Here is a 26,450-nt window from a genome sequence, read left to right as displayed (position 1 = left end):
GTCATGTGCTTTCGGGGGGAACAGGAAGGACTTAGACGGCCGTGGCGGGGCGGTGCGGGTCGATCACCCGGCCGTCGGGCAGCAGCTCGCCGGTGTCCTCGAAGACGACGATGCCGTTGCAGAGGAGGCTCCACCCCTGCTCCGGGTGGCTGGCGACGGTGCGCGCGGCCTCGCGGTCCTGCGCGTCCGGCGTCGGACAGGACGGCTCGTGTGTGCAGATCGAGTCGTTGTGTGCGGTCACGGGTTCCTCCACGGGTGTCCCTGTGATTAAGGACATGGATTCAGCCTGCCGTCGTTCGTCCGAAATATGCAAGTAGATGAGAAATTCTTTACCGTTCAGTACGTGTGAAGACGGACAAGACCGGGCAACTTGTGACATTCAGTACAGGCGGCCGTCCGGTTCGTCGCCGTGGTCCACGTCCAGGCCGACCACGGAGGTGCAGCCCGTGCAGACCCACTCCCCGATGACCGCCTCGGAGTTGGTGCCGTGGGTGCGGTACGGGCGGTCCACCCTCCTGCGCCGCATCCCGTGCCCGCAGGACGAGTGCAGGAGCCGGCCGCACGTGGGGCACGGCCAGACGTCCTCCCGGCGCAGGTTGCAGTGGGGGCACAGGGGCGACGGGTAGGGTCCGTCCGGGTCGGCGGGCTCGGATTCCCCGATCCACTCGTACTCGAGGTCGAGGTACTCGTCGCCCGGCCAGTGGTGATCGGCCAGCCAGGCGAGGTACTCCTCGTCCCCCGGGCCCAGGACGGCCGTCAGGGACTCGGGGTGCTCCTCCTGCGGTCGGTGTCGGCGCCTGCCGTGCCGCGCGGTGGCCAGGAGCGTCAGCAGGCCGAGGAGCGCGGCCGCGGCCAGGCCTGTCGCCATGGGCATCGCGGCGTCCTTACATGATCTTGTGGCGGGAAATCCGATCATGAATGCACTTCACAAAACGCTGCGAACGCTACAAGAAAGGCTGTTTACGGAAAAGTCGATCAAAAAGATCCTTTACCCGGACCGGGTGGGCTGGGGTGTCCGAAACCGGGACTGGATCCGTCCGGAACCCGTTGCTGCCTGCGGGAACCGAGGGCCCGAGCCTTCCGGGCCGCCCGGCCCGACGGTGCAAGTTTCACTCTCCGCTGAATCCGCCCGGTCAGTCCTTGCGGCCCAGCACAGCCACCATCTGGGTGTGCAGGGGATGCTCAAGCGGTCCCGCGGGTGCGTCCGGCCGCCACGCGGTCACGTGCGTCACCCCCGGGTCGAGGATGGTCAGCCCGTCCATGAAGCGCTCGATCTCCGAGGAGTGGCGGAAGTAGGACCCGCCGAGCCCCGACTGCAGGATGCCCTTGGCCTCCTCGACGCGCGGGTCGTCCCCGGAGTCGTGCAGGTGCGTGAGCATGACGTGGCTGCCCGGCGCCAGGAACGGGTGCAGCCCCCGGACGACGCCGGCAGGGTCCCGTTCGTCGGGCACGTGGTGGATGATCGCGGCCAGCACCACCGCCACCGGGCGCGACAGGTCGAGCATCCTGTTCAGCGCCGGATCGCTGAAGATCTTCTCCGGCTCGTAGAGATCCCCTTGGATGAACGCCGCGACGCCCGTCTCGGTGAGCAGCGCCCGCCCGTGCGCCAGCACGATCGGGTCGTTGTCGACGTAGACGACCCGCGCGGCGGGATTCGCGGCCCGCGCGAACTGGTGCACGTTGGACGAGGTGGGCAGCCCCGACCCGATGTCGACGAACTGGTCGATGCCGAGTTCGGCGGCCAGGTACGTCACCGCCCGCTCGATCGCGACGCGGTTCCCCTGCGCCACCACGGGAGCCTCCGGCACGAGCCGCATCACCATGTCGGCCACCTCGCGGTCGGCGGCGAAGTTGTCCTTGCCGCCGAGGAAGTAGTCGTAGACGCGCGCGAAGGTCGGAGTGGAGGGATCGATGCCGGCAGGCGCGCTCTCTGGGAGGTCGTCGGCCACGCGGCGGCTCCTTCGGGGGGCAGGCCCGTGGCGATGCGCACGGGTAAGAGCGGGGGTTAACGATATTAAGCTGGTTCACCGTGGCGGGGAGTGCTTTCGCGTCACCCCGTCCCCGTCCCCGTACCGAGGGTGTGTTTCCGCAGGGGACGGAGTGTGGTATTCGGCCCCCGGGTATGCGTCGTTCTTCGTAGTGACGAGGTCAAACGATCCCTAATATCTCAGGCATGATCGAAACTGTGTACGCGGCGGCGTCCGAAGGCGGGCCCACCGACGGCATCGCCGGCTGGGCGACCGACCTGATGGAGAAACTCGGCGCGCCGGGCGCCGGGCTGGCGATCGCGCTGGAGAACCTGTTCCCGCCGCTGCCGAGCGAGGTGATCCTGCCGCTGGCCGGGTTCACGGCCGCACAGGGCAAGATGAGCCTGGTGGGCGCGCTCGTGTGGACCACGATAGGGAGCGTCGTCGGGGCGCTGGCCCTCTACGGCATCGGAGCGCTGATCGGACGGGACCGGATCCGCGCGCTCGTGGCGCGGCTGCCCCTGGTCAAGATCGAGGACCTGGACCGGACGGAGGCGTGGTTCGCCCGGCACGGATCCAAGGCGGTGTTCTTCGGCCGGATGATCCCGATCTTCCGCAGCCTGATCTCCATCCCCGCCGGGGTGGAACGCATGCCGATGATGACGTTCCTGCTGTACACGACGCTCGGGAGCGCGCTGTGGAACACGATCTTCATCCTCGCCGGGTACCAGCTCGGTGACAACTGGCACAAGGTCGAGGAGTACATGGGCACCTACTCCAAGGGGGTGCTCGCCCTGGTCGTCCTGGCCGTCGTGGCGTTCATCGCCGTCCGTATCGTGAAGGCACGGCGCGGTGGAGGCAGGCCGCCGGGAAAACACCACGCGGGACCTAGAGAATACGAGCGTGACGGCACCGCCTGACGTTCGTGGCCCGGGTGCCGTCGTGCGGGCCGCGTCGGGGTTGGTTCTGGGTGCCTTCACCGCGAGCGTGGAACTGGTCCTGCTCGCGGTGGCGGCGCTCCTGACGGCCTGCTCGCTCTCCTTCTCCCGCGGCCGGCGGACGGTCCCGGCGATGGTCGCCGGGGACGTCGCGAACGGGTGCGCCGAAATCGGACTAACGGGCATGGACGGGGTATGGCTCCGGGCGTACCATCGCGCACACCCGAGCCGCCCGGGGGCGGGGCGACGAGCACGGGCCTTCGCCCAGGGCGCCGGCGAGCCGAATCCTCAACGTGGAGGGAGAGGTCGTGGCGGACACCAACCGAGGCGTCGTGTACCAGGGACCGGGCAAGGTCACGGTCGAGGACCTGGACTTCCCCCGGCTCGTGCTGGCCGAGCAAGACGGCCGCAAGCTGGAGCACGGCGTAATCCTGAAGGTACTGGCCACCAACATCTGCGGATCCGACCAGCACATGGTGCGCGGCCGGACGACCGCGCCCGCCGGGCTCACGCTCGGCCACGAGATCACCGGCGAGGTGATCGAACTCGGCAGGGACGTCGAGTTCGTCAAGCAGGGCGACCTCGTCAGCGTCCCGTTCAACATCGCCTGCGGCCGCTGCCGCAACTGCAAGGAGCGCCACACCGGCGTCTGCGAGAACGTCAACCCGGCCCGCGCGGGAGCCGCGTACGGATACGTCGACATGGGCGGCTGGCACGGCGGCCAGGCGCGGTACGCGGTCGTCCCGTACGCCGACTTCAACCTGCTGAAGTTCCCCGCCGACCGCGACACCGTGATGGCGAAGCTGCCCGACCTGGCGATGCTGTCCGACATCCTGCCGACCGGCTACCACGGTGCCTACACGGCGGGTGTGACGACCGGATCGACCGTGTACGTCGCGGGCGCGGGCCCGGTCGGGCTCGCCTGCGCCACCGCCTGCCTGCTGCTCGGCGCCGCCGTCGTGATCGTCGGCGACATGAACCCGCAGCGGCTGGAGCAGGCCCGCCGGTTCGGCTGCGAGACGATCGACCTGTCCCGGCACGACAACGTGCCCGAGCAGATCGAGCAGATCCTCGGCATCCCGGAGGTGGACGCGGCGGTCGACTGCGTCGGGTTCGAGGCGCGCGGCCACGGTCCCGAGGGGTCCGCCGGCGAGCAGCCCGCGACCGTCCTGAACACGCTGATGGACATCACCCGCGCCGCCGGCGGGCTCGGCATCCCCGGCCTGTACGTCACCGACGACCCGGGCGCGCCGGAGGAGAAGGCCAAGGCGGGGCAGCTCGGGCTGCGGCTCGGCCTCGGCTGGGCCAAGTCGCATTACCTCGTCACGGGCCAGTGCCCGGTGATGAAGTACAACCGGCAGCTGATGATGGCGATCCTGCACGACCGGGTGAACGTCGCGAGCAACGTCAACGCCGCGGCGATCCCGCTCGACCAGGCGCCCGAGGGCTACGCCGAGTTCGACCGCGGCGCGGCGACCAAGTACATCCTCGACCCGCACGGCGTGGTGGGAGCCGGGGTCTGACCCCGGCTGCGCGGGCTCACGGACGGGGCGTGCCCGTGAGCCCGCCGCCCACTGCCCGTCCGACGTCCTCGCCCTCGCCCTCGCCCTGTGACCGGATACCGTGCCGGGATGTCCTCCCTCCACCGCGCGCTGACCGATCCGGGCCTGCGGCCGCTGCCGGAACGGGTCTCCCTGCTGCTGAAGGAGCTCGACGCCCCGCCCCGCCTGGCCGCGCACCTGCGCGCCGTCCACGACGTGGCGGCCGGGCTGGTCGCCTGGGTCCGTGAACGCCACCCGGCGCTCGGCGTCGACGGCGAGGCCGTCCTGTTCGGCGCGGCCACGCACGACGTCGGCAAGACCTTGCACCCGTCCGAGCTGACCGGTCCGGGCGGCGAGCATGAGCCGGCGGGGTACGCCCTGCTGCGCGAGCGCGGTGTGGAGGACCGGCTCGCGCGGTTCGCGCGCACGCACACGTCCTGGGGCGATCCGGACATCGGCATCGAGGACCTGCTGGTGAGCCTGGCCGACAACATCTGGAAGGCCAGGCGCCTTCCGGATCTCGAACAGCACGTCGTGGACATGCTGTCCGCCGCTTCCGGAGAGCCGAAATGGCAGGTCTTCATGGGCCTGGACGACGTCTGCGACCGCCTCGCCGCCGGAGCCGACCGGCGCCTGGCCTTCCAGTCCGCCTATCCGGTGGCCTGAGGGCCGGCGTCACCCGGGGACCGAGTCGACGGCGTAGCGGGTACCGCCCTCCCCGCGGGCGCGGTCGAGGAGGGCGCGGTTGGCGGCGAGCATCTCCGGGACGGAGGCGCAGCCCGGTGAGGCGGTCCGCAGGACGCTGAACAGGACGGGATCCCTGGGGGCGCCGAGCATGGGGACGCCGCCGATCCGCAGGGCCTTGATCAGGATGACGCCGCTGAGCCCGAGGTCGCCGGTCGTCATGGCGCCGAGGGTGGACTCGATCACGGCGGCGGCGCGAGGCGCGGGCAGGAAGACCATCCCCCACGGGTGCGGCCGCGCCCACTCGCCGAGTGCGACCAGCTCCTCGACGTCGGGACGCATGCGGTCGCAGAAGTCGAAGAAGGAGAGCTCCTCGGTCTCGGTCGTGCCCGGCGGTGGCTCGCGCCCGTCGCCGTACAGGACGGCCTTGGCCTCGAAGCGCCATCCGTCGTCGGACGGCAGGGCCCGAGACGTGACGTCGTCGGCGCGTACCTCCCGCTGGACGCGCAGCACGTCCTCGGCGTCCCGGCACGGGATGGTGCAGCACAGCACGCGCTCCGGCGCGGGGACGAGCCGCAGCGCGGCCCCGGTGATGACGCCGTGCCGGCCGCGCCCGCCGCGGACGGCGTCGAAGAGGCCGGGCCGGACCGTGGGGGAGCAGGTCACGGGATCTCCGTCCATTACGACGTCCAGGGAGGCGACATTGCCGGCCTGCGTCCCGTGGACGTGCGACGTTCCGCCGACGCCTCCCGCGGAGAGCGTCCCGCCGACGGTCAGGTCGAGGTAGTCGGTCAGGACCGGCGGGGTGAGTCCGTGCGGCAGCGTCGCGGCGAGGACCTCGCGCCAGGTGGCCCCCGCCGCGGCGGCCGCCTGGCCGGCGCCGACCTCCACGCCGGTGAGGCCGCGCATATCGAGCGACACGCCCGAGGTCAGCGACTGGCCGTACGTCGAGTGCCCGAGGCCGCGCGGCACCACGTCCACGCCCTGCGCCGCGGCCTCGCGGACGGCGCCGGCGACCTCGCTCGCCGACCCGGGCCGGATCATGCGGGCGGGCGAGCGTTCCACGATCCCGCCGAAGTCGCGCATGCCCACAGCCTCCCGCATGTCCGCCGGCTACGGCTCGCGCAGCCGGCCGGCCACGCGGCTGAGCGCGTCGCCGAGCAGGTCGATCTCCTCCGGGGTCAGTACCTCGATGAGCGCTTCGCGGACGACGCGGCGGTGCCCCGGCCGGACCCTGGCGAGTGCGGCGGCGCCCTCGCCGGTCAGGTGCGCCCAGACCGAGCGGCGGTCCGACTCGCAGCCGGTGCGCTCGACGAGGCCGGCCCGTTCGAGTCCGGCGACCTGGTAGGTGAGCCTGCTCTTGGACACCATGACCTGGCGCGCCAGGTCCGACATGCGCAGCCGTTTCCCGTCCGCGCCGTCCAGCTTGACCAGCACCTCGAACTCCGGGTGGGAGAGCCCGCCGTCCCGCTTGAGCTGGTGCTCGATCTCGTGGTCGATCAGATGTCCGGCGGCCAGGAAGGCCATCCAGGCGCGCAGTTCCCGTGGGTCCAGGGCGTCGCCCGCATCACCCGCATCGCTCATGCGGTGATTCTAGTTGGCGTGAAAGTCGCCTTGAGTTTTCTAGATGGTCTGAATTTGAATCAAGCCCGCCGGGGCATCCGGCGCCCGCGTGTCGCGACGATGGGCGGCCGGATTCCGGCCGGGCGGTGGTGTGATCTGAGTAACATTTTCGCCTCCGGCCCGTGGAACGTGACCCGTGGGTAAACAACGGTTACCTGGCGGGAAAGGAATATGGCCCGCTCCAATCGCCGCTGCGGGCCGCCCCTCCCGCCTGACATCCCCCTTTGCGGATCTCCGGTCTTAGCGTCGAAGTGACAAGATGTTCCCGATGACCGTTTCTGGGCATGAGTGAGCGCTGAGAGTTCGCTGGAGAGGCGGGTCGTACGTGTCGCGCGGTAGTGAGTTCGTTGTGGTGGCCAATCGGCTTCCGGTCGACCGGATCGTCGGAACGGACGGGGTGCCACGATGGCGGCGCAGCCCCGGCGGCCTGGTCAGCGCCATCGCCCCGGTGATGCGGCGCAGGCAGGGGACCTGGATCGGCTGGACGGGCGCGCCGGACGAGGAGCTGGAGCCGTTCGAGGAGGACGGCATGTCGCTCCACCCCATCACGCAGTCCTCGGAGGAGGTCAAGCTCTACTACGAGGGCTTCTCGAACGCCACGCTCTGGCCGCTCTACCACGACGTCATCGCCCCGCCCGTCTACGACCGGACGATGTGGGACGCCTATGTCCGGGTGAACAAGCGGTTCGCGCGCGCCGCGGCGGAGGTGGCCTCCGAGGGCGCGATCGTCTGGGTGCAGGACTACCAGCTCCAGCTCGTCCCCCGGATGCTGCGCGAGCTTCGCCCCGACCTGCGCATCGGCTTCTTCCTGCACATCCCGTTCCCGCCGCTGGAGCTGTTCTGGCAGCTGCCGTGGCGGCGGCAGATCCTGGAGGGGCTGCTCGGCGCCGACCTCGTCGGCTTCCAGCTCCCCGGCGCGGCGGCCAACTTCGTGCGGCTCTGCCGGCGCCTGCTCGACGCCCGCTACGTGAAGCAGGACGTCTTCTGGGAGGACCGGGTGGTGCGGGCACGCGCGTTCCCGATCTCGGTGGACGTGGGGGAGCTGGACGCTCTGGTCGGGCGCCAGGAGGTCCAGGAGCGCGCACAGGAGATCCGGACCGACCTGGGGGACGCGACGGTCCTGCTCGGTGTCGACCGGCTCGACTACACCAAGGGCATCACCCAGCGCCTGCAGGCGTTCGGGGAGTTGTTCGAGGACGGTCACCTCAAGCCCGGGCAGGCCGTGTTCGTGCAGATCGCCACGCCGAGCCGGGAGCGGGTCGAGCAGTACCAGCTGCTCCGGGAGGACATCGAGCAGCAGGTCGGGCGAATCAACGGGGAGTACGGCGAGATCGGGTTTCCGGTCATTACGTATTTGCACAGTTCGTATGACCGTGACGAGCTGACCGCGCTGTACCTGGCGGCGGACGTGATGGTGGTCACCCCGCTGCGGGACGGCATGAACCTGGTCGCCAAGGAGTACGTGGCGTGCCGCAAGGACCTTCGCGGGACGCTGGTGCTGAGCGAGTTCACCGGTGCCGCGGCCGAGCTCAAGCGGGGCGCGTTCCAGGTGAACCCCTACGACATCGACGGCCTGAAGGGCACGCTGCTGTCCGCGCTGGCCGCCGAGCCGGCGGACCAGGCGCGGCGGATGCGCACGATGCGCCGCCGCGTGATCGAGAACGACGTGGACCGCTGGGCCCACTCGTTCCTCAGTGAGCTGGAGCGTCCGGAGCGCTCCGTCCAGGCTCGGCCCCTTCCCGCGGCGACGGAGGGCTGACCCGCAGGTCGAAGGCGGCCCAGACGGCCTTGCCGCCGGTGGCGAGCCGCGCCCAGCCCCACGCGTCGCTGACCGCGCCGACGACCAGGAGGCCGCGGCCGCCCTCGACGAACCGGTCCGGGTCGCTCGGGACGGGCTCGGGCGGGCGTCCGCCCGGGTCGGTCACCGAGACGACCAGCCGCCGCGGGTGCCCGATCAGGACGAGCTGGATGGGGCACAGCGGAAGCGGCTGGGGGAGTCCCTCCATGCCGTGCCGGAGCGCGTTCGTCGCCAGCTCCGACACCGCGATCACGATGTCGTCGACGTCCGCGGCGAGCCCCCAGCCATGCAGCGTGGCCTGGGTGAACTCACGCGCCGACCGGGGCGTGGTGATCTCCGCGGGGAACACGCGACGCGCCATGCGCGGCGTGCCGGCGTGCGGCGCGGGCCAGAGCCCGGCCAGGCCCGGCTCGGCGACCCGGGCGGTCGCGGGGCCGTTCGCGGTGCTGTTCGGGCCGGGGTGCGCCGCCGGGGGCGCGTCCGGCCAGGGATGAACGGCTGCGGCGTGCCGCGGCCGGCCGCCTCCCATGGCGGCGGGAGCTGCGACGTCGTCTGCCTGATCAACGGTCATGGTCAAACCTCAGAGGCGTGCGGGGTCGGTCACCGGCGAACGTTCGCTATCTTGCTCCCCAAGCCGTGCAGATGCAAGACCGTCTGCATGAACGAATGCAAGAACGAATGCACGTGCATCTCGTACCATTGTGTGGGGTGGGGCGAGATCGCGGCCTTCCTGCGGGGAGGCCGAGACGCCTAAAGGGGGCAACGATGGACGGCCAACCGATGTCGGACGTCTGGCGCAACAGGCTCGTCTGGCAGAAGAGCCGGCGCAGCAACCCGTCGGGTAACTGCGTCGAGATGGCGGAGCTCCCCAGCGGAGACATCGCCGTGCGCAACTCCCGGGACCCCGAGGGAGCGGTGCTCGTCTACACGCGCGAGGAGGTGGAGGCCTTCGTGGGAGGAGCCAAGGACGGCGACTTCGACCACATGCTCGTCTGACCCGGGCGGATGACCGGAGACCTGAAACCGAACGGGATTCCATTCCACCTCGCCTGCCGGTAACGTGCGGCCATGCACCTGGGGCAGATCGCCGCACAGACGCCCGACAAGCCCGCCGTCGTCATGGCGGGCTCCGGGCGAGTCGTCACCTTTCGGGAACTGAACGAGGAGTCCAACCGGCTCGCGCAGCTGCTCCACGCGGAGGGGCTGCGTCCGGGGGACCACATCGCCTTCATGCTGGAGAACCATCCGCTGTACCTGGCCATCGCCTGGGCGGCCCAGCGGTCCGGGCTCTACTACACCGCCATCAGCACGCGGCTCCAGCATGAAGAGCTCGCCTACATCGTGGACAACTGCGAGGCCAAGGCCTTCATCACCAGCGCGTCGATGGAGACCGCGGCGCGGTTTCCGCCGGACGTGCCGCTGCGCCTCATGCTCGGCGGCACGGCACCCGGCTACGACTCCTACGAGGAGCGCGTCGCGCAGCACCCGCCCACGCCGATCGAGGACGAGTGCGAGGGCGTGGACATGCTCTACTCGTCCGGGACGACAGGCCGCCCCAAGGGGGTGAAACCAGCACTCTCCAAGGCGCCGATGGGCGAGCCGGGGCCGCTCTACCAGCTGATCTCGCTGCTCTTCCAGCCCGACGCCGACTCGGTCTACCTGTCCCCGGCGCCGCTCTACCACGCCGCGCCGCTGCGCTACTGCCTCACCCTGCACCGCTTCGGCGCGACGGTCGTGGTGATGGAGAAGTTCGACCCGGAGCAGGCGCTCGCCGCGATCGAGAAGTACGGCGCCACGCTCAGCCAGTGGGTGCCGACCATGTTCATCCGGATGCTCAAGCTCCCGGAGGAGACCCGCGCCCGCTATGACGTGTCCAGCCTGCGCGCCGCCGTGCACGCCGCCGCGCCCTGCCCCATCCCCATCAAGGAGCAGATGATCGAGTGGTGGGGCCCGATTCTGCACGAGTACTACGCCGGAACCGAGGGCAACTGCTTCGTCTACACCAACTCCGAGGACTGGCTCACCCACAAGGGCACCGTCGGACGCTGCGTCCTGGGCGAGGTCCACGTCTGCGACGAAGAGGGCAACGAGCTGGGGCCCGGTGAGCCCGGAACCCTCTACTTCGGCAACGGCCCCGAGTTCGAGTACCACGACGACGACGGCAAGACCGCCGCGTCCCGGGACCCGAAGGGCCGCGGCTGGAGCACCCTCGGCGACGTCGGCTACGTGGACGGGGACGGCTTCATCTACCTCACCGACCGCCGCGCCTACATGATCATCAGCGGCGGGGTGAACATCTACCCGCAGGAGGCCGAGAACGTCCTGGCCGTCCACCCCAAGGTCATCGACGTCGCCGTCTTCGGCGTCCCGGACGCCGAGATGGGCGAGGCGGTGAAGGCCGTCGTCCAGCCCCTGTCCATGGACGACGCAGGCCCGGAGCTGGAGGCCGAGCTCATCGCGTACTGCCGCGAGCAGCTCGCCGGCTACAAGTGCCCGCGCTCGGTCGACTTCCGCCCCGAGCTTCCCCGGCATCCCACCGGCAAGCTCTACAAGCGGCTGCTGAAGGACGAGTACTGGGCGGAACGTCCCACGACGGCCTGAGACGGCCCAGGAACGCGAAACCCCGGCCGGGGTCACTCGGGATCCCGGCCGGGGCTCAAACGCGCCTGAGGCTCGCTCAGTGCAGGGGCATCGGCACGTCGGATGCCGGTGTCTCCGGCTTCCTGCGCGGCAGCAGCAGCGCCGGGATGAACGCCAGGGCGAGCAGCCCGGCCGCGTACCAGTAGGTGTGCTGGAACGCGTCCCCCATCACGGGGGCGATCTTCTCCATGATCGCGGGCGGTACGTCCTCGGTGCCGCCGATCTCGCCGCCGGCCCCATCGCCGAGGTTGGCCGTCAGCTGGCGGGAGAGCAGCACCGTCATCATCGCGGTGCCGATGGACGCCGACACCTGCTGGATGATGTTCAGCATCGTGCTGGCGCGCGGTACCTCGTCGTGCACGAGAGTCTGGATGGCCGCGGCCATGGTCGGCATCATCGTCATGCCCATGCCGAGGCCCATCAGGAACAGCACCGCGCCGAGCGACCAGTAGGACGTGTCGGACCCCAGGATGGTCGCGAACGCCACCATGGACAGCACCACGACGGTCATGCCGCCCAGCACGACCCGTCCGGGCCCGATCCGGTCGGTGAGCCGGCCGCCGATCGGCATGGTGAGCATCGCGCCGAGGCCCTGCGGGGCCAGCAGCAGTCCCGCGTTCATGGCGCCCTCGCCGCGCACCGTCTGGAAGTACAGCGGCAGCAGGAGCATCGCGCCCATGAACGCGACCATGAACAGCACCATCGTGCCGGACGCCGCCGCCACCGACCGGCGCTTCAGCAGCCGCAGGTCGATCAGCGGGCTCTTGGCGTTCAGTGCCCGGAACACGAACCCGATGACCAGCAGCGCGCCGACGACCGTGAAGACGAGCGGCTCCGTCGCCAGGAAGTCCGTCTTCTCAGAGCCCTTGGCCACGCCGTAGATCAGCGCCGCCAGGCCGGGCGACAGCAGGAGCAGACCGATGAAGTCGAGCCGCTCGGCCGGCTTCGGCTTGTCCGGCTTGAGGATCTTGGCCGCCAGCGCCAGCGCGATGACGCCGATCGGCAGGTTGACGAAGAAGATCCACCGCCACGACACATCGTCGACGAGCCAGCCGCCGAGGATCGGTCCCGTGATGGGGCCGAGCAGCATCGGGACACCGATGATGCTCATCACCTGGCCGACCCGCTGCGGCCCCGCCGCCTGCGTCATGATCGTCATACCGGCGGGCATGATCATTCCGCCGCCGAGGCCCTGCAGGATCCGGAAGAAGATCAGGGACTCGGCCGACCAGGCGAACCCGGCCGCCGTCGAGCCGAGCACGAACAGCAGCAGCGAGATCATGTACAGCCGCTTGGTGCCGAACCTCGCCGACGCCCACCCTGTGATCGGAATCACCGTGGCCAGGGCCAGCGTGTAGCCCGTCGCCACCCACTGGATCGTCGCCAGCGGTGTGTTGAACTCCCTGGCCAGGTCGTTGATGGCGACGTGCACGATGGTCACGTCCAGGATGGACATGATCGCGCCGATGACCACGACACCGGCCACCGCCAGCACGCCGCGGTCGAGACCTCCGCCCGCGTCAGGTTGTTTCTCCGGGTCGTCCGCCATCTTCGGAGATGCGGGAGCGGTCAAAACACTCATCCAATCGTCAGGGCCCGCGTGTGGGCACGCGGGCACCGGTTGCACGGTTCAGGGGGTTACCGCCGCAAAATACTGCAGCGACTGACACTTCCGCGAACGGTTAACTCTCGCGGGCTCCGGGAGTATTCCAGCCGGTTCCGACGAATCCGCACTGCTCTCCGGCCCTCACCCTCGGACCTCGACCACACTCGAGGTCAACCCGGTGTGACGCACCCGACACCGGAGCCACCCCCGTGTCCCGCCAAGACGGACAACCCGCCCGCCCAAGGCCAGGCTTCAGCGTCACGGAGGCCCGCCCGGCCTAGGCGACGTGACCCTCCGGCGCCGCAGCGAGCTGGAGCACGGACGGCACGTGCACGAACCCCTGGCGCCGCCGTCCGCCGACCGAGACCCTGAAGTCGGGCTGGTAGGTGCTGGGACAGATCCCGTCGTACCCGTGCCGCACGATCCCCCAGTAGATGTCTTCCGACACCACGAGGACCAGTGGAGCCGGAGACTCCCGCAGGCACTGCTTCAGCTTCTGCGCATCGACCAGCCGGCACGCCAGATCGACGGCCTCCCCGAAGCAGCCCTTCCCGTCCCAGTGGACTTCCCCCGCATGCACGGCGACCCGTACCCGCAGCCCCAGCCGGGGACGTTCGGCGGCCGGGAGGCCCTCGTTGTACTCGACGAGCAGATGTGTGAGCTTCGGCACCAACCTGGACAGCAGCAGCGTCTTGGGCAGTTCGTCCACCGGGTGCATCAGGACGAGAACTCCGTCGCCCCGGTCCTCGAACGGGTCGCACCAGCGGCCGTCTATCCCGGCGTGGTCCATCGCCGTGCCGAGCATGCGATAGACCTGCGTCCGCAGCTCCTGCCGTATCGGGTTCGTCCGCATGGCCGCCGTCGACCCCTCGACGTCGGTAACAAGGATGCTCCTGTGCACTGGCTGGCTACTCATTGGAGCGACCCCCAATCTCGCCTTTCCGCCGGTACGCCCCGCCTGCGAGGCAGGGCATCGAAGCGCGGCCACGTGCCCTTGCCGTGACCGAGAAGGTGACCCGGCGAACCGCCATTGCCTCGCGGGCCTTGCTGACGTGCGCCCGATCCGGATGCGGGGCCTCCGAACCGCGCCTTGCCTGTGCGGCTGATCAACCACTCCCAGGGTGTTATGTCCTAGTTTGCGGACCCAGTAAGGATCATGCAAGATGCACAGCTAAATGCATAGGAGCGGGAAACGGCTATGTGGCGTCCAGGGCAGGATGGGGGAGTGATTCCACTTGGCTGAGTTGTCGACTTGTACAGGTGGTCAGCCCTCTAATGACGATCTAGTGTGATCGGCGAACGTGCCGTAGGATATCTCTGCAAGTTGCAAAGCAAGAAGCCTTGAAGATTGCTCGCAACGGTGATCGACCTCGGAGGGCATCGTGGCAGCGACACCGACGGTCCGTCAGCGTCGCCTCGGGGCGGAATTGCGTCGGCTCAGGGAACGGCTCGGGCCTACGGCCACGGCCGACGAAATCGCCACCCGCCTCGGATGGTCGCCGTCCAAACTCAGCCGCATCGAGAACGCTCGAATCGGGGTTCGTGTCTCTGACGTACGTCTGTTGCTGGAGTTGTACGAGGTCGACGAGGGGCACATGGGAGAAATCCTCGCCCTTGCCCAAGCCGCGACGCAACGTGGCTGGTGGGACGGCTACCGGCACACCTTGCCGGCAAGGTTCGCAGCCTACGTCGCCCTTGAGGACGAGGCGAGCGAAGCGTTCCTCTACAGCACTTACAGCGTGCCCGCGCTTCTCCAGACCCGGGAATACGCCCTCAGTGTCATCGAGACGGGCCGGACGGTCACACTCAGCACGCCGCGCGAGATGAAACGCACCCTGGACGTTCGCATGCGCAGGCAAGAACTGCTCAGGCGACGTCAACCGCTAGACTACTCTGCGGTCATAGACGAATCAGTGCTACTGCGTCTGGTGGGAGACTCCGGAATAATGCGTCGCCAACTAAAGTCGCTGGTGGCGCTGGCTGAGTTGCCCAACGTCAACTTGTTCGTACAGCGACTGAGCATTCATCGCGAGCCGCTCATGGGCGAATCGTTCACATTGTTGAAATTCGATCCGGCTTATGATGTACAGTTTCCAGATGTAGCCTACGTCGACAGCTTTCAGTTGCAGGTCGACGTTCAGGATGACACTATCACCGATAGGTATGGTCGAGCGTGGGAAGCGCTGAGGCGGGCATCTCTCTCCAGTGAGGAATCGAAAATATACATATCACGGATCGCGCACGAAATCTGGCGTGACCAGGCGAGTTGACCCGATGGCCTCAGTGGTGTGCATGTCCCTCTCAGGCTGCCCTGTGAGGGACCGCTCGACGAGCGTCAGTGCAGGTCAAGGCCGCCTGTTTTGATACTTGCGACGAAGGTGGCGAACTCGTCCCTGGAGAACGTCAAGACCGGGCCGTCCGGTCCGGTCTTTGTGTCGCGAACGGCGCGTGCGCCCAGTGTGTAGTCCGCGATTTCCACACAGTTCGCATCGGCTGTGCATCGAGAACTCTTGCGCCAGTACGGCATCGGTGTCATAGCCACGGAAGGCAATCCTTCTAGGTGTATGGTTGATGACCTCGCCGCGCCGTGATCGGATAGATACATGTGCACCGCTCCACGTGTGGAAGAGGTCATGCTGCTCACGGAGCGGCGATGGCAGGGCAGGATGCCCTAAGCGCCGAGAATATTGAAATCAGAATGGTCGGCGCGCCCCTGATCGGTCACGCCCAGATGTCGAAATGGAAACGAATTAGTCACGCCCAGGGGCCGAAAAGGACAAGGGTGCCGTTTGGGGTCAGCACATCTTAAAGAGGGCGGGTCGTGCGAACGAGGGGCGGCTGCAGGTTCACGGTGAAGCCCCAGCGCGGCCGGGGCGAGCTGCCCCGCGCCACGCGCGTCCCGGCCGCGGGTCGTCATCGCGTGTCAGGGCGGCAGGGCGGCCGTCAAGGAGCACCCGGCATCTCATGTTGCCGAACAGCCAACTGGAAGGCATCGAGCACGAGATGCGCGGCCGTTTCGCCGACGTCACCCGTCGGGAGCCGTCCGAAGTCACAGCCTTCTCGGCGGCGCCCGTTGCCGCTAGCCATGGGAGCGGGCGTAGGTGCCGCAGGAGCGGCTGCAGCGGCAGGGGAGTAGTTGTGGACGATCGGCCGCCCACGCACTCGACTCCGGTCCTCTTGAGTGGGATGAAGCAGGGTACGGATCGCGCCACGAGACGTGCAGGCGGCGCCCCAGTGTCTCGGCCCCCTGGACGTCCTGGTCCCGATCGATATAGACGGTGAGCTTGCGGTTGCCTGCCAGCGGCGCGAGGTCTAGCCCGTCCGCAGCACGCCGGAGGTGCAGTTCCCTCAGCTTGGACAATGAGGCGAGCGGCTGAAGATCGGTAAGAGCGTTACAGTCGTTCAACCACAGGGTCGTCAGTCCGGAGAGGTTCCGCAGCGGCGCGAGATCCTCGATGAGGCTCCCGGACAGGTTCAGAATGCGCAGCTCGGTCAGCGAATTGAGCGGAGTGAAGTCTTCTACGTGTCGACATTCGCCTATGTAGAGCCCGGTTAGGTGTAGATCGACGAGTGGCCTGAGATCGTCTACCCACTCACATGTGTTTACGACAAGGCTCTGAAGGTGCGGGCTCGCTTGGCAGATTCCTTCCATGCCTTCCGCGAGATGCGAGCCGCTTACCCCTAGCATGCGCAGCGAGTCGAGTGTGGGCAGCACGGTGAGGCTGGTCAGCTGGGTACAGCCGTATAGCCACAAGACCGAAAGCCCGGTCCGCCGTGCAAGGGGTGAGTGATCGGTGATCGCGTCACATGGGGACAGCCAGATTTCGCGAAGCTGCGGTAGGCTGCGCTCCAGAAAGCCGATGTTGTTGAGGCCGGGAAAGCCAAAATGCAGGCGTCGAGGTCGTCTGCGTGCTCATCCAGGTAAACGGAGAGCTCGGACAGCGGAGGCACTTTGCCGAGGGCACGCACCTGCCGCGGCTTCTGGAACAGCGTGACCTCCCCGCCTGCGGGGGAGTGCGCGAGGACGCATTCGGCGAACTCGTCAGTGTCGAAGTAGGCCCAAGCCTCGATTATCTCCTCCCGCACACGTGGGCGGGTGTCGGCTGCGTAGCGTGCGAGCAGGTCTAAGGCGTCCGGTCCGTTGATCAGCCAGGCCGCCTGGACCGTTGCGGCGGCGGCCGCCGGGCTGAGGCCCTCGAGGGTCTCGGGCAGACGGGTGAGGACGGGTTCGCCCGCGGTGGCCAGGGAGCGGGCCGATGCCGGGTCGCGCGGTGGGACGAGGTCGTTCAGGCACTGGTCGATGCCGGCGCGCAGACCGTCCGGCACGGACGGGAGCGTTTCCAGGCACGCGACCGCCACGAGTTTCAGCGTGCGGGCGCGTCGCTCCTCCTTGCGAGCACGGGCCAGGATGCCGGTCAGCAATTCGCGTCTCAGCGGCTCGTTGGCGTGGCCAGCGGCCATGATGACGGTTTCGCGCCAGGTGTCGCGGTGGGCGTACCGCACGAGCAGGTCCATGTCGCCGAGGTCGGCTGCATGTTTGGCGGCGAGGTACTCCTGGACGGTCCGGTGCACGAAGTCGATGCGGCCCGGTACCGGTTCGCGCAGGACGCCGCTGCGCTGGAGAAGCTCGTCCAGAACTTCTTCGGGTGGTACCCGGACCTGCGGCATCGACGCCAGGCGGTCGGCGGTGAGCCTCGCGACCATGGCCTTGGGCAGTTCGACGCGTGCGCTGGTCGACAGGTGACAGGCGATGTCCTGGAGAATGCGGATCTTCTGCTCGCGTTCGAGCGTGCTCGATATGCCGCGTTTCGCGTCCCGTGTCTCAAGGAGCATGTCGAGGGCCGCGCCGTACAGTCCCATGCGGTTGCGGGGGAGCGTCTCGCGGTCAAGGTTGAGGGCGCACAGTATCGCGGCGAGCAGCGGGCTGGACGCGAGTGTCCGCAGGTGGGGAGCGGCCTCCAGTCGGGCCAGCAGCCGCGCCTCATAGGTGGGTAGCCGTTCCGGGGCGCAGGGGAGACCGGCGCAGTCCCGGACGGCGTTGTGCCAGTGCTGGACGAGCGTCCGGACGTCCGCTGGGGAAAGCTGTTCGAGGAAGGCCGTCGCGAAGCCCTCGGCGCGCAGCCAGCCGGAGTCAGCCGCCGCTGGGCGGGAGGTGACGACGATCCGGATGTCGCGGAAACCAGCGACGATCTCCTTAAGCCACTGCCGGACCGCCTGCCGCTGCGTGCTGGCGATCTCGTCCAAGCCATCGACCAGGAGCAATGCACGGCCGGATCTCAACTGGCGGTGCGCCCATCCGCGCGGCATGATCCCGGCCAGGTTGCTGGCGACGTCGTCGAGGAACTCCTCGGGGCGCGGCAGCCGCCCGCCCGCGTGGCTGCGCAGCTTGATGACGAACGGGACGCAGCCGTTCCAGCCGCGCAACGGCCCGCTGAACGAACCTCTGGCGGCCGTCACCGCGAGCCACCGGAGCAGGGTGCTCTTACCGCTGCCGGCCTCACCGCGCAGTAGCGTCAACCGCTGCTTGTCCAGCGCCGCCTCCACCCGGACTGCGCCGGGCCCGGCCTCGTCACGCCAATCACTGATGGGCACAGCGGCCGCTTTCGGCGGGCGGTGGTCACGGCGGCTCTCATCGGACACGTTCAGGCTGATGTAGGCGACGCTCAGCGTCGTCTGCGGCCGGGTGAACCGCTCGAAGCGCACACCGAACAGTTCGAGCGTGTCCAAAGATTCGCTGATCGACGCGAGGTAGCGGCGCGTGAACGCGTCATCGTCCGACTCGCCCTCGGGCGCGTCGAGGGTGCGTGCGGGGAGCCGTGCCAGGACGGCGCTCACCTGGTCGGCGAGGCTGCTGAGCCGCCCGAGCATCTCGGCGGACGCGCGCGGTCCGAACTGCGGCAGGTGAATCATGATGCGGGCCAGGCAGTCGCAGCATTCGTCCAGGACGACGTCGTAGAGCCTGGCTCCGGCCTCTCCCAGCTCGTACTCGGCGCGCCTGGCGGGCAAGCGTGATCTGACCCGCCGGGCCAGTTTCACCGGATCGGCATCGGCGGCCAGGAAAGCCTCGTCCGACAGGTCGGCGCGGTCCAGGGTGCGGACGACCTCGAACAACGCCGCCTCGCGATCACCATCTGTGAGCCCGCCGAACTCGTGCCCGGCGAAGGTGAGCAGGCGCTCGGCGACCGAATCGGCGATGCCCTCGAACTGCCGCTGGACGCGCCGCCGCCTGATCTCGTCCGGGAACCCCGTCTTGATCAGCTCGGCGAGGTCCTTCCCGGCCCCGTCCCTGCTGGAACGCCCCGCGAGCCACCGCCCGGCGGCCAGCTGCGCCACAGATCCGCCTATCCGCAACGCAGCCACCTCGACGGACACGGTGCCCCCATTCACGATGGAGAGACCATTATGGCGAAGAAATCCTCATTCATTCAGGATTCGCCGCGGACGGCGGGTGCCTAACGGGGGCTGATCTCGAACCACACGGCATGGCCCTGATCCCGCCGGGTAACGCCCCAGTCGGTGGCCAGGAACGCCACCAGGCGAAGGCCCCGGCCGCAGACGTCCGTCTCGGCCGCTGTGGCCAGGTGGGGGACGGTCGCGGCCCCGCCGTCGTCGATGACCTCGATGCGGACCACCTTGTCCGAGTGGCACACCTCCACCCGGATCTGCCCGTCCTGGCCGGACTCGGTGTACCGCAGCGCGTTCGCCACCAGTTCGCTCGTGCAGAGCGCGGCGTCGTCCAGCGCCGGATGCTCGCCGAGCACGTCGCGCAGCCACCGCCGCGCGTGCCCGGCGGCCCGGTGCATGCCTGGCAACAAAAGCGTGTCGAACCTCAAGGTCGGCACCGTCACTGCTCCACTCCTTCGGTCGTCGTGTCCGGAAAGAATGGGCTGACCGTGTCTGATCAAGCGATACGTTCGCCTACCTCGTCCCGAGGTCCCCGGTCCGGAGGTCCCCAGTCACTTTTGACTGAGTCACTTTGGCCAGCTTGGGAGAACCGCTTCGCGGTCACGCAAAGTCAGGCAATGATTACGCCATAGACAACTCGCAGCGTCCGACCATGCGAAGCCGCAAGCTCGGCACGATGCTGCGCGAGTTGCGGGAAAGTCGTGACCTCAACCTCCAGAAGGCGGCGCGGCTGCTGAACCGTACGCCGTCGTCACTGAGCAAGCTCGAAACCGGCAAGCGCGGCATCCGCCGTCCCGCCCTGGAGCACATGCTCGACCGCTACGACCTCACCGACCCCGACCAGCGCAAGGCCCTCTTCGACCTTGCCCGCCATGCCGTCGATAAGGGCTGGTGGCACCGCTATGAAGGGAAACTCTCCCCCTCAATGCTCGACTACATCTCGCTGGAAGCCGAGGCCACGTCCATCCGGTCCTTCCAGCTCCACCTCATCCCCGGGCTCCTGCAGACCGATGAGTACGCCCGCTCGGTCATCACGTCCGGTATCTCCCAAGGCAAGGCGCCGGACATCGACGGTCTGGCGGAGATCCGCATGCGCCGCCAGCAGATCCTTTGCGAGGAGAATCCGCCCCATCTGTGGGCCATCGTGAGTGAGGCCGCGCTCCGCCAGCAGTTCGGCGGGCCCGAGGTTATGCGGGCGCAGCTCGACCGGCTGATCGAGCTCTCGGTGCTCCCGAATGTGACCCTCCAGGTCCTTCCGTTCTCGGCCGGCGCGCACCCAGGTCACAACGGCTCGTTCACCACGCTGGCGACGAACGAGCTTTCTGTGGTGCTCGTCGAGAACCTGACCAGTGGCTGGTATCTGGAGTGCGTGGACGACATCCGCCGCCACAACGTGGTCTTCGACCATCTCAGGGCCGCCGCGCTCTCCCCGTCCGATTCCCGATCGTTGATCGAACGGCTAGTGTCAGAGGCATGACCAGTCGGCAGTTTGTCTTCTCCCCCTGGCGCAAGAGCAGCAGCAGCGGAGGCGAAGGGCAGGAGTGCGTCGAGGTCGCCACCTTCTGGCGCAAGAGCAGCCACAGCAGCGGCAGCGAAGGCCAGTGCGTTGAGGTGGCTCCGCTGACCAGGCACGGTGTGGCGATGCGGGACTCCAAGGACCCGGACGGGCCGGTGCTCGCCCTCGCGCCTTACGCGTGGGCGTCCCTCCTGACCGGCATCAGGGACGGCTCGCTCGACCCGACACCCTGACGAGGCACGCCGCCTGGCCCGGGCCGAAGGATTCCCTGCGTGACGTCGGGGAACGTCCAGCGAGGTGGAGGTGACGCCGTGGACCTCGGGCAGGGCGACCCGCTCGCCCTTCGTCATTCCGAGCGGGCCGCGCGGGTGGCTGGCCGGACGCCTCATGCTGTGGATGAACAAGCAGGACGAGGTGGTCGACCTTCTCGATGTCCAGGCGGGGGAGCACATCCTGGAGGTTGGGTACGGGCCGGGTGGGCTGATCCGCTGCCTCGCCCGGAGCCCGGCGGGACGGATCTGCGGGGTCGACCCGTCCCCGGCGATGCGCGCTCTGGCGCTGAAGCAGGGAACGGACGCAGATCTGCGGCTCGGCACCGCTGAAGCGACCGGGTTCGGCGACGCCGAGTTCGACTGCGTGGTCACCGTCAACACGGTGGGGCTCTGGCCGAGCCTGGAGCGCGGCCTGGACGAGCTGCACCGCGTCACATGTCCCGGCGGCCGCGTGGTGATCGCCTGGCATGGCGGCAGGCGGCCGTCCAAGTTCACCCGCCACCTCATGCTGCCGGACGACCGGCTGGAATGCATCGAGCACGCGATGTGCGGCCGATTCGCCGATGTCACGCGGCGGGAGCTGTCCGAACTGACCGTCTTCGTGGCCCGGCGTCGCTGAGGCGGCGACCGTCGCCGGTCAGGGACGGGTGCGGAGGCGGGCGTAGATGTCGCCGGAGCGGCCTCGGGGGCGGATCCGGTCGAGTCGGCGTTCCAAGGTGGCGGCGTCGAGCCAGCGGGGGCTCGCCAGGCGCATCGTCTCGATCGGGGAGTAGTTGTAGACGTAGCCGCCCGCGTCCGCGCCGAGCCGCTCCACGTGGCGGAGGGCTTCCAGGGCGGCGTCGTGGGCGGACGGTATGTATTCGAAGGACAGGGCGGGAAGGGGCCGGGTCAGGCCCGCGAGGACGTCCGCCTCGAAGCCCTCGACGTCGATCTTGCAGAAGGCGGGTACGCCGTGGGCTGCGATGAGGTCGTCGAGGGTGGTCACCTCGATCTCGACCGTGCGGTCCCAGCGGACGCCGGCGAAGCTGCTGTCCTGCGTCACCGACGTGATCCAGTCGCGTGACATCGAGGAGACCGTCGGTGTCGCCGTGGACAGGGCGAGGTCCGCGCGGCCTGGCTTGGCCCCGGCGGCGCCGGGGACGATGGTGACGCCCTGGTCGCGGCCGTAGAAGAGCCGCAGGACGCGCAGGCAGTCGGGTTGCGGCTCGACCGCGATCACCTGTGCCCCCAGGTGCCGCCAGACGCGCACCCGGCCGCCCACGTGCGCGCCGATGTCGAACGCGACGTCGCCGGGCTTGAGGAACTCGCCGTACAGGCGCGTCGCGCGCCGGTGCTTCCCTGGAACCCCGTAGTACATGACCAGGGACCGGGCGATGCCGTAGGCGCGCAGCAGCATCCGCCGACACTACCGTGCCGGCGGGCCGAGAGCCGCGAACGTCAGGACGGGGGGAGTCCTAGGGCGCGGGCGATGAGCATGCGCTGGACTTCCGAGGTGCCCTCGCCCACTTCGAGGATCTTCGCGTCGCGGTAGAAGCGGCCGACGGCGTACTCGTTCATGAAGCCGTAGCCGCCGAAGATCTGGGTCGCGTCGCGGGCGTTGTCCATGGCGGCGTTGGACGCGACGAGCTTGGCGATCGCGGCCTCCTTCTTGAACTCCTCGCCGGCGAGGAGCTTCGCGGCGGCGGCGTAGTAGGCCAGGCGGGCGGTGTGGGCGCGCGTCTCCATGTCGGCGATCTTGAACTGCATCGCCTGGTAGCGGCCGATCTCCTTGCCGAACGCCTCCCGCTCGCGGGCGTAGCGGAGGGACTCGTCCACGCAGCCCTGGGCGAGGCCGACGGAGAGCGCGGCGATGGCGATGCGGCCCTCGTCCAGGATGCGGAGGAACTGCGCGTAGCCGCGGCCGCGCTCGCCGACCAGGTTCTCGGCGGGGACGCGCACGTCGTCGAAGGACAGCTCGCGGGTGTCGGACGACGACCAGCCGACCTTGGAGTACTTGCGCCCGACGGTGAAGCCGGGGGTTCCGTTCGGGACGATGATCGTGGAGATCTCGCCGTCGCCGGTGAAGGCGGTGACCGTGACGAACGCTGTGATGCCGGTGCCGGAGTTGGTGATGAACGCCTTGGAGCCGTTGATCACCCAGGTGTCGCCGTCCAGCCGGGCGGTGGTGCGCATGCCGCCGGGGACGTCGGAGCCGCCGCCCGGCTCGGTCAGGCCGAACCCCGCCAGCCTCTCACCGGACGTGAGCTGCGGCAGCCAGCGCTTCTTCTGCTCGGCCGACCCGAACCGGTAGATCGGCATCGCGCCCAGCGAGACACCGGCCTCAAGCGTGATGGCCACGGACGAGTCGACGCGGGCGAGTTCCTCCAGGGCCAGGCAGAGGGCGAAGTAGTCGCCGCCCATGCCGCCGTGCTCCTCGGGGAACGGCAGCCCGAACAGGCCCATCCTGCCCATCGCGGCGACGATCTCGTACGGGAACTCCCCGCGCTCGTACAGGTCCCCGATCACCGGGGCGACCGTCTCGCGGGCGAACCGCTCGACCGTGCTCCGCAGCTCCTCCTGCTCGTCACTGAGCGTGAAGTCGATCATGAACTACTCCGATCCGGGGGAGAGGGCCTGGACTACGCGGGAGGGGCTGGGGCGGCCCAGGTGGCGGGCCATCCACCGGCTCGTGGCGGTGAGCTCGTCGAGGTCGACGCCGGTGTCGATGCCGAGGCCGTGCAGCATCCACACGAGGTCCTCGGTGGCCAGGTTGCCGGTGGCGCTCTCGGCGTACGGGCAGCCGCCGATGCCGCCGGCGGACGCGTCGACGACGGTGACGCCCGCGCGGACGGCGGCGAGGGTGTTGGCGAGGGCCTGCCCGTAGGTGTCGTGGAAGTGGACCGCGAGCCGCTCGGGGCCGATGCCCGCGGCGCCGAGCGCCTCGATGAGGGCGGTGACGTGGCCGGGCGTGCCGACGCCGATGGTGTCGCCGATGCTGAGCTGCGAGCAGCCGAGCTCCATCAGGCGGGACGCGACCGACACGACCTGCTCCATGGGGACGTCGCCCTCCCACGGGTCGCCGCACGCCATCGACACGTAGGCGCGCACCCAGAGCCCTTCGGCGTGGGCGCGTTCGACGACGGGCGCGAACATCGCGAGCGACTCGTCCACGGTGCGGTTGAGGTTGCGGCGGGCGAACGACTCGGTGGCGCTGCCGAAGATCGCGATCTCGGTGACGCCGTTGGCGAGCGCCCGGTCGAGGCCCCGCTCGTTCGGGACGAGGACGGGGTAGCGCAGGTCCGGCGAGCGGGGCAGGACGTCGAGGAGCTCTTCGGCGTCGGCGAGCTGCGGCACCCATTTCGGGTGGACGAAGCTGGTCGTCTCGATCGTGCGCAGCCCCGCGCCGGCCAGCCGCGTCACGAACTCGGACTTGACGTCCACGGGCACGACGGCCTTCTCGTTCTGCAGCCCGTCGCGCGGTCCGACCTCGTAGATCGTGACCCGGCCGGGAAGGCCGGAAAGGGGTACCCGCATCGTCATTCCTCCTCGATCACGGCCAGCACCGCGTCGAGGGCGACCTGCGCGCCCGCGCGGACCGGCAGTTTCGCCACGACGCCGGCGAGCGGCGCGGTGACGGCGTGCTCCATCTTCATCGCCTCGACGACCACGAGCGGCTGCCCCTGCGCCACCCGTTCGCCCTCGGCCGCCTTGACGGCCAGGACCGTGCCGGGCATCGGGCTGCGCAGCACCCCGTCGCCCGTCCCGGCGGCCGCGGCGCCCGCCTCGGCGCGGACGTGCTCGCTCAGCGCCCACGCGTGCCCGTCGCGGCCGAGCCAGAGCGTGTGCCCGTCGCGGGCGGCCTCGAACGAGGTCGTCCTACCAGCGTAGGTCAGTGTGAACGGCCTGCTCAGCGAGGCGGTGACCGGCGGGTCGCCGCCGATCGCGACGCGCGCGGACGCGGCCCGGCCCTGGACGCGGACCTCCACCGGGTCACCGCCGGACGGGGTGATGATCCACGGTGTCCAGGCGTGGGCGCCGGGGCGCCAGCCGTCCGGGATGTCCCACGGGTCGTCGCCGGTTTCGAGCGCCAGCATCCGTTCCAGCGCGGCGGCGGCGAACACCTCGGGCGGGACGGACATGCCGGACACCAGGTCGTCCAGCGCACGCTCGACCAGTCCCGTGTCGAGGTCGCCCGACACCACGGACGGGTGCCGCGCGAGCGAGCGCAGGAACGCGACGTTCGTCGGGACGCCCAGCAGCGTGTACGAGGCGAGCGCCCGGTCGAGGCGCCGCAGGGCCTCGGCCCGGCCAGGTCCGTGAACGATCACCTTGGCGAGCATCGGATCGTAGGAGCCGCCGACCTCGGTGCCGGCGTCGAGCCCGGAGTCGACGCGGGCGCCGCCGGGTTCGGTCAGGGCCAGGACGCGGCCGCCGGTGGGCAGGAAGCCCCGGGCGGGGTCCTCGGCGTAGACGCGGGCCTCGATCGAGTGCCCGTCCATGCGGACGTCGGCCTGGGTGAGCGGCAGCGGCTCGCCGGCGGCCACGCGGAGCTGGAGTTCGACGAGGTCGAGGCCGGTGACCAGTTCGGTGACCGGGTGCTCGACCTGGAGCCGTGTGTTCATCTCCATGAAGAAGAACTCGTCCGGGCGGTCCGCGGAGACGATGTACTCGACGGTCCCGGCGCCCGCGTATCCGACGGCCTCGGCGGCGGCGACGGCGGCGGCGCCCATCCGCTCGCGGGACGCCGCGTCCAGCAGCGGGGACGGCGCCTCCTCGATGATCTTCTGGTGCCGCCGTTGCAGGCTGCATTCGCGTTCGCCCAGGTGAATGACGTTCCCGTGGGCGTCCGCGAAGATCTGGATCTCGATGTGCCGGGGGTTGTCGACGAACCGCTCGGCGAGCAGCGTGTCGTCGCCGAACGAGCCGCGCGCCTCGCGGCGGGCGGACGCGATCGCCTCCGGCAGATCCGCCGCGTCCCGGACGAGCCGCATGCCCTTGCCGCCGCCGCCCGCGGACGGCTTCAGCAGCACCGGCAGCCCGACCTCCAGCGCGGCGGCCTTCAGTTCGGCATCCGAAAGGCCCGGCTCGTCCCTCCCCGGGACGACGGGGACCCCGGCCGCCGCGACGGTCCGCTTCGCGCGGATCTTGTCGCCCATCGCCTCGATCGCCCCGGCGGGCGGGCCGATGAACACCAGCCCCGCCTCGCCGCACGCCCGCGCGAACGCCGTGTTCTCCGCGAGGAAGCCGTACCCCGGATGGACGGCCGGCGCCCCGGAGTCGCGCGCCGCCGCGATCACGGCCTCGATGTCCAGGTACGACGGGATCCGCAGGGCCTCGTCCGCCTCCCGCACGTGGCGGGCCAGGGCGTCGGCGTCGGTGTGGACCGCCACGGAGCGGACACCGAGCCGACGCAACGTCCGGAACACGCGGACGGCGATCTCCCCGCGGTTGGCGACCAGCACGCTGTCGAACATCAACACC

26 protein-coding genes are annotated in these 26,450 nt (G+C 69.4%); 10 read left to right on the top strand and 16 right to left on the bottom strand.

The genetic code is table 11. The annotated features are described in order from the left end of the window. Positions 1-31: 31 nt before the first annotated feature. The 3 genes from E1285_RS07835 to E1285_RS07825 all read right to left on the bottom strand — a co-directional run bounded on the left by E1285_RS07835 (position 32) and on the right by E1285_RS07825 (position 1,949). The gene (locus E1285_RS07835) at positions 32-220 is read right to left on the bottom strand and encodes a DUF5999 family protein (protein WP_165966504.1); all 189 of its coding nucleotides are present in this window, start codon (positions 218-220) and stop codon (positions 32-34) included. 159 nt (positions 221-379) lie between these two features. Further along, entirely contained in the window at positions 380-874 is a 495-nt protein-coding gene (locus E1285_RS07830; protein ID WP_243722630.1) for a hypothetical protein, read from the bottom strand. A gap of 259 nt (positions 875-1,133) precedes the next feature. Next, complete coding sequence (locus E1285_RS07825; RefSeq protein ID WP_132149600.1) at positions 1,134-1,949, bottom strand: SAM-dependent methyltransferase; 816 nt, start codon at positions 1,947-1,949, stop codon at positions 1,134-1,136. Positions 1,950-2,173: 224 nt separating this feature from the next. Here E1285_RS07825 and E1285_RS07820 point away from each other — a divergent pair, with 224 nt between their 5' ends. From E1285_RS07820 to E1285_RS07810, 3 genes are all read left to right on the top strand, one after another. Further along, entirely contained in the window at positions 2,174-2,887 is a 714-nt protein-coding gene (locus E1285_RS07820) for a DedA family protein (protein ID WP_132149598.1), read from the top strand. A 326-nt stretch (positions 2,888-3,213) separates the two neighbouring features. Beyond that, on the top strand, positions 3,214-4,428 hold the full coding sequence (fdhA, locus tag E1285_RS07815) for a formaldehyde dehydrogenase, glutathione-independent (RefSeq protein WP_207946468.1): 1,215 nt from the start codon (positions 3,214-3,216) through the stop codon (positions 4,426-4,428). Between the two features lie 108 nt (positions 4,429-4,536). Next, on the top strand, positions 4,537-5,112 hold the full coding sequence (locus E1285_RS07810; RefSeq protein WP_132149596.1) for an HD domain-containing protein: 576 nt from the start codon (positions 4,537-4,539) through the stop codon (positions 5,110-5,112). A 9-nt stretch (positions 5,113-5,121) separates the two neighbouring features. On the opposite strand, the gene E1285_RS07805 is transcribed toward E1285_RS07810, so the two are convergent. Together E1285_RS07805 and E1285_RS07800 are read right to left on the bottom strand one after the other, a co-directional pair. Then, complete coding sequence (locus E1285_RS07805; protein ID WP_132149594.1) at positions 5,122-6,234, bottom strand: FAD-binding protein; 1,113 nt, start codon at positions 6,232-6,234, stop codon at positions 5,122-5,124. 9 nt (positions 6,235-6,243) lie between these two features. Continuing rightward, positions 6,244-6,714 (bottom strand): MarR family transcriptional regulator, encoded by a 471-nt coding sequence (locus E1285_RS07800; protein WP_132149592.1) that lies wholly within the window; start codon positions 6,712-6,714, stop codon positions 6,244-6,246. Between the two features lie 364 nt (positions 6,715-7,078). On the opposite strand from E1285_RS07800, the gene E1285_RS07795 reads away from it, so the two are divergent. After that, complete coding sequence (locus E1285_RS07795) at positions 7,079-8,512, top strand: trehalose-6-phosphate synthase (RefSeq protein ID WP_132149590.1); 1,434 nt, start codon at positions 7,079-7,081, stop codon at positions 8,510-8,512. On the opposite strand, the gene E1285_RS07790 is transcribed toward E1285_RS07795, so the two are convergent. Continuing rightward, positions 8,445-9,122 carry an ATP-binding protein gene (locus tag E1285_RS07790; protein WP_132149588.1) on the bottom strand — a complete coding sequence of 226 codons (678 nt, stop codon included), beginning with the start codon at positions 9,120-9,122 and terminating at the stop codon, positions 8,445-8,447. The genes E1285_RS07795 and E1285_RS07790 overlap by 68 nt on opposite strands. Before the next feature lie 194 nt (positions 9,123-9,316). On the opposite strand from E1285_RS07790, the gene E1285_RS07785 reads away from it, so the two are divergent. Both E1285_RS07785 and E1285_RS07780 read left to right on the top strand, forming a co-directional pair. Next, positions 9,317-9,547, top strand: coding sequence for a DUF397 domain-containing protein (locus E1285_RS07785; protein ID WP_131880646.1), 231 nt, complete (start codon positions 9,317-9,319; stop codon positions 9,545-9,547). Positions 9,548-9,619: 72 nt separating this feature from the next. Next, positions 9,620-11,152: an acyl-CoA synthetase gene (locus E1285_RS07780; RefSeq protein ID WP_132149586.1), complete on the top strand. Its 1,533-nt coding sequence runs from the start codon at positions 9,620-9,622 to the stop codon at positions 11,150-11,152. 76 nt (positions 11,153-11,228) lie between these two features. On the opposite strand, the gene E1285_RS07775 is transcribed toward E1285_RS07780, so the two are convergent. After that, positions 11,229-12,740 (bottom strand): DHA2 family efflux MFS transporter permease subunit, encoded by a 1,512-nt coding sequence (locus E1285_RS07775; RefSeq protein WP_132149584.1) that lies wholly within the window; start codon positions 12,738-12,740, stop codon positions 11,229-11,231. Between the two features lie 334 nt (positions 12,741-13,074). Next, on the bottom strand, positions 13,075-13,698 hold the full coding sequence (locus E1285_RS07770) for a hypothetical protein (RefSeq protein ID WP_243722629.1): 624 nt from the start codon (positions 13,696-13,698) through the stop codon (positions 13,075-13,077). 481 nt (positions 13,699-14,179) lie between these two features. On the opposite strand from E1285_RS07770, the gene E1285_RS07765 reads away from it, so the two are divergent. After that, entirely contained in the window at positions 14,180-15,067 is an 888-nt protein-coding gene (locus tag E1285_RS07765) for a helix-turn-helix transcriptional regulator (protein ID WP_243722627.1), read from the top strand. Positions 15,068-15,132: 65 nt separating this feature from the next. Here E1285_RS07765 and E1285_RS07760 read toward each other — a convergent pair whose 3' ends face one another. From E1285_RS07760 to E1285_RS07745, 4 genes are all read right to left on the bottom strand, one after another. After that, positions 15,133-15,333, bottom strand: coding sequence for a DUF397 domain-containing protein (locus tag E1285_RS07760; RefSeq protein WP_132149634.1), 201 nt, complete (start codon positions 15,331-15,333; stop codon positions 15,133-15,135). Positions 15,334-15,876: 543 nt separating this feature from the next. Continuing rightward, positions 15,877-16,512 (bottom strand): leucine-rich repeat domain-containing protein, encoded by a 636-nt coding sequence (locus E1285_RS07755; RefSeq protein ID WP_132149578.1) that lies wholly within the window; start codon positions 16,510-16,512, stop codon positions 15,877-15,879. An 11-nt stretch (positions 16,513-16,523) separates the two neighbouring features. Next, on the bottom strand, positions 16,524-19,130 hold the full coding sequence (locus E1285_RS07750) for an NACHT domain-containing protein (protein ID WP_132149576.1): 2,607 nt from the start codon (positions 19,128-19,130) through the stop codon (positions 16,524-16,526). A 119-nt stretch (positions 19,131-19,249) separates the two neighbouring features. After that, the gene (locus E1285_RS07745; RefSeq protein ID WP_132149574.1) at positions 19,250-19,645 is read right to left on the bottom strand and encodes an ATP-binding protein; all 396 of its coding nucleotides are present in this window, start codon (positions 19,643-19,645) and stop codon (positions 19,250-19,252) included. Positions 19,646-19,878: 233 nt separating this feature from the next. Here E1285_RS07745 and E1285_RS07740 point away from each other — a divergent pair, with 233 nt between their 5' ends. The 3 genes from E1285_RS07740 (at position 19,879) to E1285_RS07730 (ending at position 21,609) form a co-directional block, all read left to right on the top strand. Next, positions 19,879-20,679, top strand: a complete 801-nt coding sequence (locus E1285_RS07740) for a helix-turn-helix transcriptional regulator (RefSeq protein WP_165966502.1) — start codon at positions 19,879-19,881, stop codon at positions 20,677-20,679. Next, the gene (locus E1285_RS07735) at positions 20,676-20,951 is read left to right on the top strand and encodes a DUF397 domain-containing protein (RefSeq protein WP_132149570.1); all 276 of its coding nucleotides are present in this window, start codon (positions 20,676-20,678) and stop codon (positions 20,949-20,951) included. The genes E1285_RS07740 and E1285_RS07735 overlap by 4 nt, the downstream gene beginning before the upstream one ends. A gap of 70 nt (positions 20,952-21,021) precedes the next feature. After that, positions 21,022-21,609 (top strand): methyltransferase domain-containing protein, encoded by a 588-nt coding sequence (locus tag E1285_RS07730; RefSeq protein WP_132149568.1) that lies wholly within the window; start codon positions 21,022-21,024, stop codon positions 21,607-21,609. A gap of 18 nt (positions 21,610-21,627) precedes the next feature. On the opposite strand, the gene E1285_RS07725 is transcribed toward E1285_RS07730, so the two are convergent. The 4 genes from E1285_RS07725 to E1285_RS07710 are packed head-to-tail and all read right to left on the bottom strand — an operon-like array spanning position 21,628 to position 26,443. Further along, positions 21,628-22,386: an FkbM family methyltransferase gene (locus tag E1285_RS07725; protein ID WP_132149566.1), complete on the bottom strand. Its 759-nt coding sequence runs from the start codon at positions 22,384-22,386 to the stop codon at positions 21,628-21,630. Between the two features lie 41 nt (positions 22,387-22,427). Beyond that, positions 22,428-23,576, bottom strand: a complete 1,149-nt coding sequence (locus E1285_RS07720) for an acyl-CoA dehydrogenase family protein (protein WP_132149564.1) — start codon at positions 23,574-23,576, stop codon at positions 22,428-22,430. A gap of 3 nt (positions 23,577-23,579) precedes the next feature. Then, positions 23,580-24,503, bottom strand: a complete 924-nt coding sequence (locus E1285_RS07715) for a hydroxymethylglutaryl-CoA lyase (protein WP_207946467.1) — start codon at positions 24,501-24,503, stop codon at positions 23,580-23,582. 2 nt (positions 24,504-24,505) lie between these two features. Then, positions 24,506-26,443 (bottom strand): biotin carboxylase N-terminal domain-containing protein, encoded by a 1,938-nt coding sequence (locus tag E1285_RS07710; protein WP_132149560.1) that lies wholly within the window; start codon positions 26,441-26,443, stop codon positions 24,506-24,508. Between the last annotated feature and the right edge of the window lie 7 nt (positions 26,444-26,450).

The sequence above is a fragment of the Actinomadura sp. 7K507 genome (genome assembly GCF_004348425.1).
Lineage (GTDB): Bacteria > Actinomycetota > Actinomycetes > Streptosporangiales > Streptosporangiaceae > Spirillospora.
The sequence above is the reverse complement of the archived record's forward strand: the minus strand, read 5'-3'. Positions and strand labels throughout refer to the sequence as shown.